The sequence below is a fragment of the Actinomyces oricola genome, from assembly GCF_004104015.1.
Classification (GTDB): Bacteria; Actinomycetota; Actinomycetes; order Actinomycetales; family Actinomycetaceae; genus Actinomyces; species Actinomyces oricola.
In genome coordinates, this window is the sequence record NZ_RYFV01000013.1 from 1 (window position 1) to 14,269 (window position 14,269).

11 protein-coding genes and 5 tRNA genes are annotated in these 14,269 nt (G+C 68.1%); 9 read left to right on the top strand and 7 right to left on the bottom strand.

Annotated elements, in window-relative coordinates:
• Together EUC46_RS06570 and EUC46_RS06575 are read right to left on the bottom strand one after the other, a co-directional pair.
• Nucleotides 1-125, bottom strand: a 125-nt coding sequence (locus EUC46_RS06570) for a helix-turn-helix domain-containing protein (RefSeq protein WP_206645928.1), incomplete at its 3' end; no start/stop codon positions are given.
• A 407-nt stretch (nt 126-532) separates the two neighbouring features.
• A tRNA-Leu gene (locus EUC46_RS06575) sits at nt 533-617 on the bottom strand.
• A 290-nt stretch (nt 618-907) separates the two neighbouring features.
• On the opposite strand from EUC46_RS06575, the gene EUC46_RS06580 reads away from it, so the two are divergent.
• Nucleotides 908-1,996 carry an inositol-3-phosphate synthase gene (locus EUC46_RS06580; RefSeq protein ID WP_128773395.1) on the top strand — a complete coding sequence of 363 codons (1,089 nt, stop codon included), beginning with the start codon at nt 908-910 and terminating at the stop codon, nt 1,994-1,996.
• 87 nt (nt 1,997-2,083) lie between these two features.
• On the opposite strand, the gene bcp is transcribed toward EUC46_RS06580, so the two are convergent.
• The 4 genes from bcp to EUC46_RS06600 all read right to left on the bottom strand — a co-directional run bounded on the left by bcp (nt 2,084) and on the right by EUC46_RS06600 (nt 3,477).
• Complete coding sequence (bcp, locus tag EUC46_RS06585; protein WP_128773396.1) at nt 2,084-2,569, bottom strand: thioredoxin-dependent thiol peroxidase; 486 nt, start codon at nt 2,567-2,569, stop codon at nt 2,084-2,086.
• 219 nt (nt 2,570-2,788) lie between these two features.
• Nucleotides 2,789-2,971, bottom strand: coding sequence for a hypothetical protein (locus EUC46_RS06590; protein WP_128773397.1), 183 nt, complete (start codon nt 2,969-2,971; stop codon nt 2,789-2,791).
• 304 nt (nt 2,972-3,275) lie between these two features.
• Nucleotides 3,276-3,351, bottom strand: a tRNA-Lys gene (locus EUC46_RS06595).
• Nucleotides 3,352-3,401: 50 nt separating this feature from the next.
• Nucleotides 3,402-3,477: transfer RNA gene (locus EUC46_RS06600), tRNA-Lys, on the bottom strand.
• A gap of 209 nt (nt 3,478-3,686) precedes the next feature.
• Between EUC46_RS06600 and EUC46_RS06605 the strand changes: the two genes are divergently transcribed.
• Both EUC46_RS06605 and EUC46_RS06610 read left to right on the top strand, forming a co-directional pair.
• Nucleotides 3,687-4,607, top strand: coding sequence for an ATP-grasp domain-containing protein (locus EUC46_RS06605; protein ID WP_128773398.1), 921 nt, complete (start codon nt 3,687-3,689; stop codon nt 4,605-4,607).
• 79 nt (nt 4,608-4,686) lie between these two features.
• Entirely contained in the window at nt 4,687-5,070 is a 384-nt protein-coding gene (locus EUC46_RS06610; RefSeq protein WP_128773399.1) for a YccF domain-containing protein, read from the top strand.
• 49 nt (nt 5,071-5,119) lie between these two features.
• On the opposite strand, the gene EUC46_RS06615 is transcribed toward EUC46_RS06610, so the two are convergent.
• Entirely contained in the window at nt 5,120-7,807 is a 2,688-nt protein-coding gene (locus EUC46_RS06615) for a DEAD/DEAH box helicase (RefSeq protein ID WP_206645926.1), read from the bottom strand.
• A gap of 442 nt (nt 7,808-8,249) precedes the next feature.
• Here EUC46_RS06615 and EUC46_RS06620 point away from each other — a divergent pair, with 442 nt between their 5' ends.
• The 6 genes from EUC46_RS06620 to EUC46_RS06645 all read left to right on the top strand — a co-directional run bounded on the left by EUC46_RS06620 (nt 8,250) and on the right by EUC46_RS06645 (nt 14,248).
• Nucleotides 8,250-9,731: an alanine/glycine:cation symporter family protein gene (locus EUC46_RS06620; protein WP_128773400.1), complete on the top strand. Its 1,482-nt coding sequence runs from the start codon at nt 8,250-8,252 to the stop codon at nt 9,729-9,731.
• A gap of 11 nt (nt 9,732-9,742) precedes the next feature.
• Complete coding sequence (locus EUC46_RS06625; RefSeq protein WP_128773401.1) at nt 9,743-11,272, top strand: alanine/glycine:cation symporter family protein; 1,530 nt, start codon at nt 9,743-9,745, stop codon at nt 11,270-11,272.
• Nucleotides 11,273-11,281: 9 nt separating this feature from the next.
• The gene (locus EUC46_RS06630) at nt 11,282-12,115 is read left to right on the top strand and encodes a fumarylacetoacetate hydrolase family protein (protein ID WP_128773402.1); all 834 of its coding nucleotides are present in this window, start codon (nt 11,282-11,284) and stop codon (nt 12,113-12,115) included.
• Nucleotides 12,116-12,258: 143 nt separating this feature from the next.
• Entirely contained in the window at nt 12,259-13,830 is a 1,572-nt protein-coding gene (gene gltX / locus EUC46_RS06635; RefSeq protein ID WP_128773403.1) for a glutamate--tRNA ligase, read from the top strand.
• A gap of 219 nt (nt 13,831-14,049) precedes the next feature.
• Nucleotides 14,050-14,121 (top strand) — tRNA-Gln (locus tag EUC46_RS06640).
• Between the two features lie 54 nt (nt 14,122-14,175).
• Nucleotides 14,176-14,248: transfer RNA gene (locus tag EUC46_RS06645), tRNA-Glu, on the top strand.
• Nucleotides 14,249-14,269: the final 21 nt, after the last annotated feature.

Consider the following 14,269-nt stretch of genomic DNA (forward strand, 5'->3'; position numbering starts at 1 on the left):
TGGTTGCGGGCGATCTCCCGCGAGACCACCGAGACATCACGACCGATCCGCTCAGCGATCCTGCGCAACGACCAGCCCTGCTCCAGCCCCCGTGCGATCGCAGCCCGATCCGACATCGTCAACATCCCACCCAACACAACCTCCCGCCTCTAACCAGCACTGTTGCTACGACCCTATGACACCACCATCAGGCCCTTCGCGCTTGAGGGCGGGGCGAGTGCGACACCCCGGTGAGTGGGGGAGTGGGGATCAACTCCAATGTGATGTAAGGAGCCATTCATTTTTCATATCCGGCGGCAGTGCGAGCCCTATGACCAACAACTGCTCCTTGCCCTCATACACGCCGAGATTAGCGAGATTAGCGTAGATCGGTGTCGTGTTGACCTCTGCATTGCCCCCAGGGCGACTTGCCGAGGCCTGTCATGGCCGTCTCGTCAAACGAAAAACACCGCCGACGAGGACCGGCGCAGATCACAGTCCAACGCGGCCCAGAACCGTGCACCGCGCATTCCGGGAACGTATAAGACCGTCGTGGTGCGCGAGAAGGGACTCGAACCCTCACGCCCGAAGGCACCAGGACCTAAACCTGGGGCGTCTGCCAGTTCCGCCACTCGCGCTCGTGGCCCAGCCTACGACACTGGGGCGCCCGTGCCCTCATCGGCTGGAGCCGTGTGACATGGCGGGCCCGGCGGCCCCACGATTCCACTCGACGGCATCATGGGCCCGGATTCGCCAGCGGCCCCCGGTGGTGACGTACAGTGTGGCGCCAAGAGCACCCTCACGCTCGGCGGACCGTGTGCCCGCCGAGGCGGGCCCCACCGTCAAGCCGAGGGTGGGTATCCCCGCCACGCCCAGAGGCCCGCGCAAGGACGCCTGCCACGGGCACACCATCTAGGAGAACTACGTCATGACCACCAGTTCCGCCATTCGCGTCGGCATCGTCGGGGTCGGCAACTGCGCCTCCTCCTTCGTCCAGGGAGTCACCTACTACCGTGACGCGGCCGCTGACGAGCGGGTTCCCGGACTCATGCATGTGAACTTCGGCGGCTACCACGTGCGCGACCTGGAGTTCGTCGCCGCCTTCGACGTCGACGCCGCCAAGGTCGGCCTCGACCTGGCCGAGGCCATTAACGCCTCGCAGAACAACACCATCCGCATTGCGGATGTGGCTCCCACCGGCGTCACGGTACAGCGCGGTGTCACCTTGGACGGCCTGGGCGACTACTACCGGGCCACCATCACCGAGTCGGACGCAGAGCCCGTCGACGTCGTCGCCGCCCTCAAGGAGGCCAAGGTCGATGTTCTGGTGTGCTACCTGCCCGTGGGGAGCGAGGAGGCGGCCCGTTTCTACGCCCAGTGCGCGATTGACGCTCACTGCGCCTTCGTCAACTGCCTGCCGGTGTTCATTGGCTCCACCAAGGAATGGAGTGACAAGTTCGTCGCCGCGGGCGTGCCGATCATCGGCGACGACATTAAGAGCCAGCTGGGCGCCACCATCACCCACCGTGTCCTGGCCCGCCTGTTCGAGGAGCGCGGGTGCATCCTGGACCGCACCTATCAGCTCAACGTCGGCGGGAACATGGACTTCAAGAACATGCTGCAGCGAAGCCGCCTGGAATCCAAGAAGATCTCCAAGACCAACGCCGTCCAGTCCAACCTGGAGCGTCGCTTGGACGACCACGACGTCCACATCGGCCCCTCCGACCATGTTGCCTGGCTTGACGACCGCAAGTGGGCCTATGTGCGCCTGGAGGGCCGTAACTTCGGCGACGCCCCCATCTCCGTGGAGTACAAGCTCGAGGTCTGGGACTCCCCGAACTCGGCGGGCATTGTCATTGACGCCGTGCGCGCCGCCAAGATCGCCCTGGACCGGGGCATTGGGGGCGAACTGCTGTCTGCTGCCTCCTACTTCATGAAGTCCCCCATGGAGCAGCGCCCCGACACTGAGGCCCGCGCCAGCGTGGAGGAGTTCATTGCCGGTACCCGCGAGCGCTGAGGCTGTGCAGCCCGCGGGCCCTGTGGACGACGAAGGCCGGCCGCCATTGCGGCGGCCGGCCCCAGGCCCTTCTCGCAGCTCAGCGATCTAGGCCGGATCCTGGATGTTGAGCTCCTTGCGCAGGCGATTCACATGCCCGGTGGCCTTAACGTTGTACTGGGCCAGTTCGACGCGGCCCTGCGCGTCGACCACGATTGTGGAGCGCAGGACGCCGGTGTAGAGGCGCCCGTAATTCTTCTTCTGGCCCCACACGCCCCAGGCCTCCATGACCGCGTGGTCAATGTCGGACAGGAGCGGGAAGGTCAAGGACTGGCGCTCGGCGAACCGGTGCAGTGTCTCAGGGGAGTCCGGTGAGACCCCCACCACGCTGTAGCCCGCCGCCTTCCAGGCGTCCAGGGAGTCGCGGAAGTCGTGGGCTTCACGGGTGCACCCGGGGGTGGAGGCTTTGGGGTAGAAGTAGACGACGACACCCCGCTCGGACTCGGCGCGCAGCCTGGTCAGGGGGACAGGCGTGCCGGTGGCGTCCGGGAGCGTGAAGTCTGGGGCGGTGTCTCCGACGGCGAGCTGGGGCATCAGCGGGCCTCCTCCTTGTCGATGCTGCTCCGCTTCATCCTTGCATCGTCGCAGCGGCTGGGTGAAGAGGTGCGCCCATAGGACTTTCGTGAGGTGCCTGACGCGTCTGATTGGGATTAAGGGTGCGGGCCCGCGGGACTCCGGCCCCGCCTGCGGGGGTTGGGCAACGGAGGCGGGGCGGGAGCGTGACCTTTAAGACTCCGGCTCCGCCTGCGGGGGTCAGGCGGCCAACTCCACCAGGTCCTCCTGGGCGGCGCGGGCCTCCTGGGCGGCGTGAAGGCGCTCAAGGGCTCGCTCCAGGCGGGAGGGGGCCGCCGAGGCGCTCAATGAGTCCAGCTCGGTGCGCGCCGCAATGAGCTCGCGCTCAACCTGTGCCGGGGTATTGGTGCTGTAGGTTCGCATTGTCTCTCCTTGTCTTCTGCGGCCCTGGGCGGGCCGGTGGGGTGTCCCGGAAGGGCAGGTCGATCCTGCGTGGGACCCCGTGGCGTGTGGGTGCCGCTGCGGCGGCCGGTAGGACGGTTGAGCGCACCCGCGGTCAACCCGTGCGAGGATCCGGGTAGGCGCCATACCAACCGTGCAGGCGCACAGTCGTGGTGAGAGCCGCGCCTGCGCCCGCCCACGGTACTGGCCCTGTTGGCATAAGGCCGTATTCCGCGGGCGCCGCTGCGCGAGCGCCCGGGTACGGCCGGCGGCGCCGGCCCTCGCGTGGTACACCGCCAAGGACTCGAACCTTGAACCCGCTGATTAAGAGTCAGCTGCTCTACCAATTGAGCTAGCGGTGCTCAGTCAAGAATGACTATCACATCCTTCTGGCTGTGGGGCCAGCAGGAGGTGGTACACCGCCAGGGACTTGAACCCTGAACCCGCTGATTAAGAGTCAGCTGCTCTGCCAATTGAGCTAGCGGTGCCTCGCACCAAGCGCCTTCGCGCCCGGCGACGGAGGAAGACTTTACGGGGCGGCACCCGCCGAGTCCAGACAAGATTCTGTGAGACACCTCATTGTCTGCCGGGCGCGGCGGCACACCCGGCGGCCTTGTCGTCGAACCCACTCGATATTCGCGGATCCTCAGACGCCAGATCGCCCATGCGCGAGCGACGATGGCGGTACCTTAGAACAGTGAGCGAGCCCATTGTGACCCTGGCGACATCAGCGGACTTCCCCAACCTCGACGAAGACGACCGCGGCCTGCCCGACGCCCTGCGCGCCCGTGGCATTGAGCCCCGGGTCGCCGTATGGAACGACCCGGGCGTCAACTGGGAGGACGCCGGCGTGGTCGTCCTGCGGAGCGTGCGCGATTACGCCACCAACGACCAGTATGCGGACTTCCTGGCCTGGACCCGCTCCGTGCCGCGCCTGGTCAACCACCCCGACATTGTGGAGTGGAACTCCGATAAGCACTACCTGACCCGCCTGGCTGAGCTGGGCGCGCCCATGATCCCCACCATCTGGCTGGAGCCCTCCGCGCACTACAACAAGCACCAGGTGCACACGCGCTTCCCGGCGCTGGGCGACTTCGTGGTCAAGCCCGCCGTCTCCTCCGGTGGCCGCGGCACCGGACGGTATACCGCCACCGACGCGCGCTCGCGCTCGCAGGCCATTAACGACACCCGGCATCACCTCCGTCGGGGGCGCTCGGTCATGGTCCAGCGCTACTTGGAGCAGGTCGACCGCCAGGGCGAGATCTCCCTGGTGTACTTCAATGGCGTGCTCTCCCACGCCGTGGAGAAGGTGCCCATGCTCCACCCGCGCTTCCGCTCCGAAGACGAGGTCCACGAGGAGATCGCCACCGCCCGTGAGCCCAGTGATCAGGAGTGGCTGTGGGGCGAGCGCGCCCGCAAGGCGATCCACAAGCTCATTAAGGAGCACTCCAAGCGGGACATTCAGTTGCTGTTCAACCGGGTCGACGTAGTCCCCGACGGGGCGGGCGGCTTCTACCTCATGGAGGTCTCTCTCATTGACGCGGGCCTCTACCTGTCCAAGGCGGAGGGGGCCATGGACAACTTCGCCGACGCCATTGCGCAGCGCGTCTTCTGGTGAGCTCCGGGAATAGGGGCCGCCGCCGGCCGGTTCTCACCGGCGGCCGGGGCCCCGGCCGTTCCTCGACCACGGAGAGCTGATGCGCACCATCCTGAACATCGTCTGGGTTGTCTTCTCAGGGTTCTGGCTCTGGCTGGAGTACCTGCTGGCGGGGGTCGTAGCCTGCCTGTTCATTGTGACGATCCCCGCGGGCCTGGCCTGCTTCCGCATCGCCGGCTATGTGCTGTGGCCCTTCGGGCGCGAGGTGGTCAAGAAGCCGAGCGCTGGGGCCATGAGCGGGATTTCGAACATTATCTGGTTCGCAGTGGCCGGGCTGTGGCTGGCCATAGGGCATGTGGTGACGGCCGCCGCCCAGGCCGTCACCGTTGTGGGCTTCCCCCTGGCCATTGCGAATATCAAGATGATCCCGGTGACCTGCTTCCCCTTCGGCAAGGAGATCGTCTCCGGCCGCGGCATCCTCTGAGACTCTCCGCGACTGCTCGCCCAGCGGGCCGCCGGGAGAGCCGCGGCCCTCACCCTTGCGGTCCCACGGACAGCAGTCGCAGCACCACCTGCTCCGCCTCGTCGGACGCCGTCAGGTCCACCAGCGCCACCAACCGCCAGTCGTGGTCGCCCTCCGGGTCCTCCAGCACCTGCGTGGCCAGCCACACCTTTCGGCCCGAGCGCTCCAGGGCCTCCCGCAGCCGCTCAGAGACCCCCACCGCCGCCAGCGCCGAGTCGTCAGGCTGCTCATCCAGTGGGGCGAGCGCCACCGCCCGGGCCGCCTGGTCCGTGCCCAGCCAGTCGTACTCCTCCCAGTAGCGCCCCAGAGCCTCATCCCAACGCCGCTCGCCCCAGCCGGAGGCGGCATCCAGGCGCGCCAGGCCCTCGACGTCGTCGCGCGCCATGAGCTCCACCCGGCGGAAGAGCTCTTTGCGGACCGCCACCCGGAAGGCGTGCAGATTGCGAGTGAAAGCCACCTTTCCGTCAGCGTCGGCCCCGAAAGCCCGCTCGACGCCCAGGGAGTCGTCGGCGTCCGGGCGGTCCGCCTCCAGCAGGGCCGCCCCCTCTTGTGCACGACCGGACTGGGCGGCCCCCAGCGCCTCCCACTCATCGAGCAGGGAGGAGTCCACGGCGCGCACCAGGCCCCCCAGCCAGTCAATGAGCTCGACCACCTCCGAGGTGCGGTGCTCGTCGGGCACCACCTGGCGCAGCGCCCGGTAGGCGTCAGTGAGGTAGCGCAGTACCACCCCCTCAGACCGCCCCAGCTCGTAACGGGAGATGAGATCGGAGAAGGTCATGGCGTTCTCCACCATCTCGCGCACCACGGATTTCGGACTCAGTTCGTAGTCGGCCACCCAGGGGTTGGCCCGCCGGTACATCTCCAGGGCGGGAGCGAGCAGGTCGGCCAGCGGCTGGGGCCAGGTGATCTCCTCCATGGCCGCCAGGCGCTCCTCATAATCCATTCCCTCGGCCTTCATGGCGGCGATGGCCTCGCCGCGGGCCGCCCGCTGCTGGGCGTACAGGAGCGGGCGGGGGTCATCCAAAGTAGCTTCAACCACCGAGACCACGTCCACGGTGTGCTCGGGGGACTCCACATCCAGCAGGTCCATGGCCGCCAGCGCGAAGGGCGCCAGAGGCTGATTGAGGGCGAAGTCCCCGGGCAGGTCCACCGCCAGGCGCAGGCGGGGGCGCCCATCCGCGGCCGCGACAGCGGAGGAGACGTGCTCGACCACGCCGGCCGTGCGCAGGGAGCGGTAGATGTCCAGGGCCCGGCGCACATGCGCCCGGCGCTCGGCGGGCGTGGCGTGCGCGCGAGCAATCAAGGCGGCCATGTGGGCCACCGGGTCGCCGGGCCGCTCCATGAGGTTGAGAACCATGGTGGTGGTGACCTGGAACTGGCTGGTGAGGGTCTCGGGTGCGGCGTCGCGCAGGCGCTCAAAGGTCTTGTCCGTCCAGTTGACCCGCCCCTCAGGGGCCTTCTTGCGCACGATCTTGCGGCGCTTACGCTCGTCATCCCCAGCCCGGGCCAGGGCCTTGGCGTTCTCAATGACGTGCTCAGGGGCCTGGACTTCCACGTAGCCGCGGGTGTCGAAGCCGGCCCGCCCGGCCCGTCCCGCGACTTGGTGGAACTCCCGGGCGGTGAGGTGGCGCTCCTTAGCGCCATCGAACTTCACCAGGGAGGTCAGGACCACGCTGCGGATGGGCACATTAATCCCCACCCCCAGGGTGTCGGTGCCGCAGATGACGGCCAGTAGCCCCGCCCGCGCCAGGCGCTCAATAAGCCGCCGGTAGCGCGGCAGCATGCCGGCGTGGTGAACCCCGACGCCAGAGCGCAGCAGTCGCGACAAGGTCGCCCCGAACCCCCCGCCGAAGCGGAAGTCCCCCAGAGCGGCCGCAATCGCCTTCTTGCGGGCCTTGGGCACCAGGTCCACGCTCAGCAGCGCCGTGGCCCTCTCCACAGCCTGCTTCTGGGAGAAGTGGACGACGTAGACCGGGGCCTTGTCCTGACCAACCAGGCGCTGGAGCAGTTCGCCAATGGGCTCGACACTGTAGTCCAGCTCCAGGGGCACTGGCCGCACGGCGTCGTCGACGACGGCGACCCGGCGCCCGGTGCGCGACTCCAGGTCCCGCACGAAGAAGCTCACATCCCCCAGGGTGGCCGACATGAGCACCATCTGGGCCTGGGGGAGTTCAAGGAGCGGCACCTGCCAGGCCCAGCCGCGCTGCGGGTCGGCGTAGTAGTGGAACTCGTCCATGACCACGCAGTCCACGTCCAGGTCCTCGCCCTGCCGCAACGCCTGGTTGGCCAAGATCTCGGCAGTGCAACAGATGACGGGGGCGGCGGCGTTAATGGAGGTGTCGCCAGTGATCATGCCGACGTTCTCCGCCCCGAACAGGCGCACCAACTCGAAGAACTTCTCGCTGACCAGGGCCTTAAGCGGGGCGGTGTAATAGGAGCGGCCCCCGCGCGCCAGAGAGGCGGTGTGGGCCGCCAGGGCGATCATTGACTTGCCCGATCCGGTGGGAGTGGCGGCAATGAGGTGGCGGTCCTCCAGAATCCGGGACAGGGCCTCGTCCTGGTGAGGGTAAAGAGGGCGGCCGGTTTCCTCGGCCCACTGGCTGAAAGCCAGGTAGACCTCCTCGGGCTCGGGCACCCGGTCGGGGTCATCGGCCGGAATGAGGGTATCGAGCATGGCGTTGAGGGCCGGGGCGGTCATGGGCCCATGGTCTCACGCCAATAGTCACCGGCCCGGGATGACCGTGGCGGGACGCCTGGGATTGCCCGGCGCCCCGGGCGCTTAAGGGAACGGCTGCATATCTCAGTGCGCGCGGCCGGCCCGCCCGGAAGCGCACGGGGCGCATCCGTGAGATCCGTGGGGATTGTTGCCGGTGGCCGGGGCGGTGCCGGCAGGGACCGCGCACAACAGAAACGATCAACATGCGGGCGCCCGCACATCTATGCATCCGTGACGTGAGACCATGCGGGTCATTCCCGACTCCCGAGAGCGAAAGGCCGCATACGCCGTGGACGCAACGTTGAACCGCACCGCGGTCCATGACGGACTCAAGTGTGTGGCGCGGCCCTAGGGCAGCGCCCCGGGGCACCGCCGCGCCCCGCCCCTCCCGCACGCATCCCGCCCCGACGACAGGAGCCCTCCCATGAGCCTCGTTGAGCTAGAGGACCTTCTCAACAGTATCGACGACCTCTTCTACACCTATGTCCTGGCCGCTCTGCTTGTGCTTGTCGGCATCTTCCTGACAGTGCGCACCGGGGCCGTCCAGTTCCGGCACCTGTTCACCATGATGCGCACCATCGCCGACTCGCGCACAGGTGCCAAGGGGGGCATCTCCTCCTTCCAGGCCTTCGCCGTCGGCCTGGCCGCCCGGGTGGGCATTGGCAATATTGCCGGGGTTGCCCTGGCCATTGTCGCCGGTGGCCCCGGCGCCCTGTTCTGGATGTGGGTGGTGGCCCTTATCGGCATGGGCACCGCCTTCGTGGAATCCACGCTGGCGCAAGTCTTCAAGGAGCGCGGCCGCGACTTCACTTTCCGCGGCGGCCCGGCCTACTACATAAAAAACGGCCTCGGATCGAAAACGTGGGGAGGAATCTTCGCCGCCCTGTGCATTGTCTCCGTAGGAGTCACAGTGGTCATGGTTCAGACCAACACCCTGGCAGACGTCGTTAGCGCCACGGTTCCCAGTGTCCAGTCCTGGATGGTCGGCGTATTCCTGGTCCTGCTCACCGGCCCCGTGGTCTTCGGGGGCCTGAAGTCCGTGGCCCGGGTCACCGAGTGGCTGGCCCCGATTATGGCCCTGGCCTACGTGCTGCTCGCCCTACTCGTCACCGTGCTGAACATCACCCGAGTCCCGGGCGTCCTCTGGGACATAGTGCGCGGCGCCTTCGGGGTCGACCAAGCCCTTTACGGTGTGGCCGGCGGCATGCTCGCCGCCGTGCTCAACGGCGTGCGCCGCGGCCTGTTCTCCAACGAGGCGGGCCTGGGAACAGTCCCCAACGCCGCCGGTACGGCCACCACCGGCCACCCCGTGCGCCAGGGCCTCATCCAGTCCTTCGGTGTCTTCGTGGACACCATTTTGGTGTGCACCGCCACCGGTTTCCTCATCCTGCTCACCACCGATGCCTACAAGCCCGGTGACCAGGGCGCGGTCGGCGCCGTCCTGACCCAGCAGGCGGTCGCCGAACACCTGGGTGAGTGGACCACCTGGCCCATGGTCGTCCTCATTTTCGTACTGGTCTTCTCCACCGTGTTGGGCTGCTACTCCTACGCCCAGGTCAACGTCAACTACCTGCGCGGCCAGCTTCGCGCCGAGCAGGTATTCGGCCTGCTGCTGACCGCCGCCGCCTTCGCCGGCACCGTCCTGTCCCTGCCCATTGTGTGGGCGCTGACCGACATCGCCCTGGGCCTCCTGGGCGTGCTCAACCTGGTTGTCATTGTCATCCTGGCCCCCTGGGCGTCGGGGGCCCTGCGCGACTTCGAGGCCCAGCGCCGTGCCGGGATCAAGGACCCGGTTTTCGTGGGCCACAACAACCCCTACCTGCCGGGCGACCTCGCCCCCGGGGTGTGGGAGGGCCGGTCGGCCACCGGCCCCGAGCCGGACCCGGCCCCCGGGGCCCAGGGCTGAGAGGGGGCGCCATGTCAACCATTGACGCCGTCCTCGGCGCCATCTCCAACGCCCTATTCACCTGGATCCTGGTCTGGCTCCTCCTGGGGGCGGGGATCTACTTCACCATCCGTGCTCGCGCCGTCCAGTTACGGCACATTGCCTCCATTGGGCGGGCCGTCGTAGGTTCTCGTTCGGGCGCCCACGGCGGTATCTCCTCCTTCCAGGCCTTCGCCATGGGCCTGGCCTGCCGCGTCGGTACCGGCAATATTGTGGGCGTGGCCCTGGCCCTCATCCTGGGCGGGCCCGGCGCCGTGCTGTGGATGTGGGTGGTCGCCGTCCTGGGCACGGCCACCGCCTTCACCGAATCCACCTTGGCCCAGCTGTTCAAAGTGCGCCGGCCCGACGGCAGCTTCCGCGGGGGGCCGGCCTACTACATCTCCCGCGGGCTGCGCCTGCCCGTGGTCGGAGGGCTCTTCGCCGTTGTTTTCATGACAGCCAACGGCCTGGCCATGCCCATGGTCCAGGCCAATGCCATCGCCAACGCCCTGGGATCCGCCGGCGACGTCCCGGCGTGGGCCAGCGCCCTGATCGTGGTCACCTTGACCGCGCCAGTGCTGTTGGGCGGACTGCGCGCCATTGCCCGCGTGACCGAGTGGCTCGCCCCATTCATGGCAGTGGCCTACCTGCTGCTCGTCACCGTCATTATTGTCACCCACCCGATTGAGGCCTGGAACGCCCTGTGGAGCATTGTCGAGGGGGCCTTCGGTCTGCGCGCCGGGTTGGCGGGGCTGGCCGGCGGCGTCACCCAGGCGGTTCTTAACGGTGTGCGCCGAGGCCTGTTCTCCAATGAAGCGGGCCTGGGCGGTGCGGCCTGCGCCGCAGGGGCGGCCACGGTCGCCCACCCCGTGCAGCAGGGCTTTATTCAGGCCTTCGGGGTTGTCCTGGACACGCTGTTCATCTGCACCGCCACCGCCCTGGCAATCCTCGTGGCCGGCGAGCGCGTCTACGTCCCGGGCGTCACCGAGGAGGCGGCCGCCGGTTCCCTGACCCAGAACGCTATTGCGGCGCTCATGGGGGAGTGGACGCGCTGGCCCATGGCAGTGCTCATTGTGGTGCTGGCCTACAGCACCATTCTCGGGGCCTTCTCCTACGCCCAGGTCAACCTCGACTACCTCACCTCCCGGCCCTGGCTCGCGCGCGCCCTCCAGATCGGCGCCGTGGCCTGTGCGGCCGTGGGCTCCTTTCAGAAGCTGGCCACGGTGTGGTCTCTGGCCGATATCCTCCTGGGTCTCGGAGCCATTATCAACCTCGTGGCCCTGGTGCTGCTGTGCCGGTGGGTTTTGGGTGCCCTGCGCGACTGGGAGGCCTGCGGCGCCAAGGCCCTGGCCATGCGGGCCGGCCGGGCGCAAGACGACGGCGCGCCCGTCTTCAGCGTGGACTCGCCCTACCTGCCCGGTGTGCTCCCCGGTGACGCCTGGCCCCACGCAGCGCCCGAGGACCGGCCGCAGAATGCGGCCGAGGAGAGGCGCCTGACCGGGAGCAGCACTGGTCCCCGCTAGGGTGGTGGCATGAGGATCGCGCGTTTCTCCGCCGGGGACGAGCCCCGCTACGGCATTGTTCAGGGCCTGCCGCAGGGGGAGGCCGCTCCCACCGGGGAGTCCGAGGGGCGATTGCTCGTCCTCAAGGGCGACCCCCTGTTCTCCCGCCCCGAGGCGACCGGGGAGGTGCTGGCCCTGAGCGAGGTGCGTCTGCTTTCTCCAGTGATCCCGCGCTCCAAGGTGGTGGGGATTGGCAAGAACTATGCTGCTCACGCCGCGGAGATGGGTGAGGCGACGCCCGGCGCGGATGAGCCCCCCGTGATCTTCCTCAAGCCCAATACGGCCGTCATTGGCCCGGACGCCCCGATCGTCCTGCCTGCGTGGAGCAACGAGGTCCACTACGAGGCCGAGCTCGCGGTGGTCATGAAAACTCTGGTCAAGGACGTCCCCGTCGACGACGCCGAGTCGGTGATCCTGGGCTACACGGTCGCCAACGACGTCTCGGCCCGGGACCGGCAGCGCGCAGAGCCCCAGTGGGTGCGGGCCAAAGCCTTCGACACCTCCTGCCCGATCGGCCCGTGGATCGAGGTGCCCGAGCCCGGCGCCCAAAGCCCCTTCAATCCCGCCGACGCCATGGTGCGCGCCCGGGTGGACGGGCGGGTGGTGCAGGAGGGCACGACGGCGGACATGATCCGCTCCGTGGCCGAGCTCATCTCCTATGTCTCCAGCATCTTCACACTTCTGCCCGGCGACCTCATCCTCACCGGCACTCCGGCCGGTGTCGGCGAGATCCGCGCCGGCCAGCGCGTGGAGGTCAGCGTCGACGGCATTGGCGGATTCTCCAACCCCGTGGTGCGCCGCTGAGAGCCACCGAACCCTGAGGGGCCGCTCCCCGCAGGAGGTTCAGGAGGGTATCGCCCGCACCGTCCGCCCGTCCCGGCTCCGCCGGCGGTTGGGCCCCGCCGCGGGGTCGGGGGAGGCGCCGCGGCGGTTACCCTGGTGGCATCATGAGCGACGTCGACTTCCTCTCAGCCCCAGTGCCCGCCACCGGCCCCAGGCCCGTCCGGGTCCGCTTCTGCCCCTCGCCCACGGGCGCCCCCCACGTGGGCATGGTGCGCACCTGCCTGTTCAACTGGGCCTACGCCCGCCACACCGATGGCGCCTTCGTTTTCCGCATTGAGGACACCGATGCCGCCCGGGACTCCGAGGAGTCCTTTGAGGCGATCGTGGACTCCCTGACCTGGCTGGGACTGGACTGGGATGAGGGCGTGGGCAGGGGAGGGCCGCACGGCCCCTACCGTCAGTCCCAGCGCATGGGCCTCTATAGGGAGGTGGTCGCTGAACTGCTGGAGGCCGGCTACCTCTACGAGTCCTACTCCACGCCCGCTGAAATCGAGGCCCGCCACCGGGAGCGCGGCGAGGACCCTAAACTCGGCTACGACGGGGCCGACCGCGACCTCACCGACGCCCAGCGCGCCGCCTTCCGGGAACAGGGCCGCAAGCCGGTGCTGCGCATGCGCATGCCCGACGAGGACATTACCTTCACCGACCTGGTGCGCGGCGAGATCACCTTCAAAGCCGGTTCCGTGCCCGACTACGTGGTGGTGCGCGCCGGCGGCGACCCGCTCTACACCCTGGTCAACCCCGTTGACGACGCCGACATGGGTATTACCCATGTGCTGCGCGGGGAGGACCTGCTGTCCTCCACCCCCCGTCAGATCGCCTTGTACCGTGCCCTCATGGCCATTGGCCGCGCCCGGGCGGTGCCCGAGTTCGGGCACCTGCCCTACGTGATGGGGGAGGGCAATAAGAAGCTCTCCAAGCGCGACCCCGAGTCCAATCTTCTCATCCATCGCCACCGCGGCATGATCCCTGAGGGGCTGCTCAACTACCTGGCGCTGCTGGGCTGGTCCTTGTCCAAAGACCAGGACGTGTTCTCCGCCGCCCAGATGGTCGCGGCCTTCGAAGTCACGGAGGTCAACCCCAATCCGGCCCGCTTCGACCCCAAGAAGTGCCGGGCCATTAATGCCGAGCACATTCGCCTCCTGGACCCGCAGGACTTCCGCGACCGCCTGGTGCCCTACCTCGCCGACGCCCTGCTGGACCCCGCCGACCCCCGGGCCGTCACGAAGCCCCTGGTCAGTGCCGCCGCATTCGCCGAATTGGGCGAGCGCGAGCAGGAGATCCTTACCGCGGCCGCGCCGCTGATCCAGACCCGCATCCAGGTGCTGCGAGAGTCCCGCGACATGCTCGGCTTCCTCTTCGCCTCCGACGACGCCCTGATCCGTGACGAGAAAGCGGTCTCCAAACTGCGCGACTCCGCCCCGGAGGTCCTGGACGCCGCCATTGAGGCCCTGGAGGGGCTGACGCCCCAGCAGTGGACGACGGCGCAGCTTGAAGACGTCTTGCGCGCCGCCATTGTTGAGGGGCTGGGCATGAAGCCCCGCCTGGCCTTCGGACCTCTGCGGGTGGCCATCACCGGCCGTCAGGTCTCCCCGCCATTATTCGAGTCCATGGAGATCCTGGGGGCCGCGCCGTCCCTGTCGCGCCTGCGCTCCCTGCGCGCCCAACTCAGTTGAACTCAGCCGGGACGCGACGCGGCTGAGTACCAGGATGCGCCGGCCGCGTCCGGGCGCCGCCCCGGATGCGGCCGGCGCCCGGACGGCGCCGGGGCACCGCCGGTGAACACCCGGGAAGTGTGTCCGCACTCACGCGCTAAAGATTTGTCAAGGCTGCGGGCGTCTGCGTAAAGTACTTCCCGCTGCCCCGGACGGACTGCCGTTCCTGGGCGCGCCTCATGGGGTATGGTGTAATTGGCAACACTGGTGATTCTGGTTCATCCATTCTAGGTTCGAGTCCTGGTACCCCAGCGGGTGAGGGTTTTTGCAGTCCAAGAGCCTTCACGCCACATGTGAATATTGTGGGCCCCCATCGTCTAGCGGCCTAGGACACCGCCCTCTCACGGCGGCAGCACCGGTTCAAATCCGGTTGGGGGTACGGGGGAAGGCGGGTCCAGCG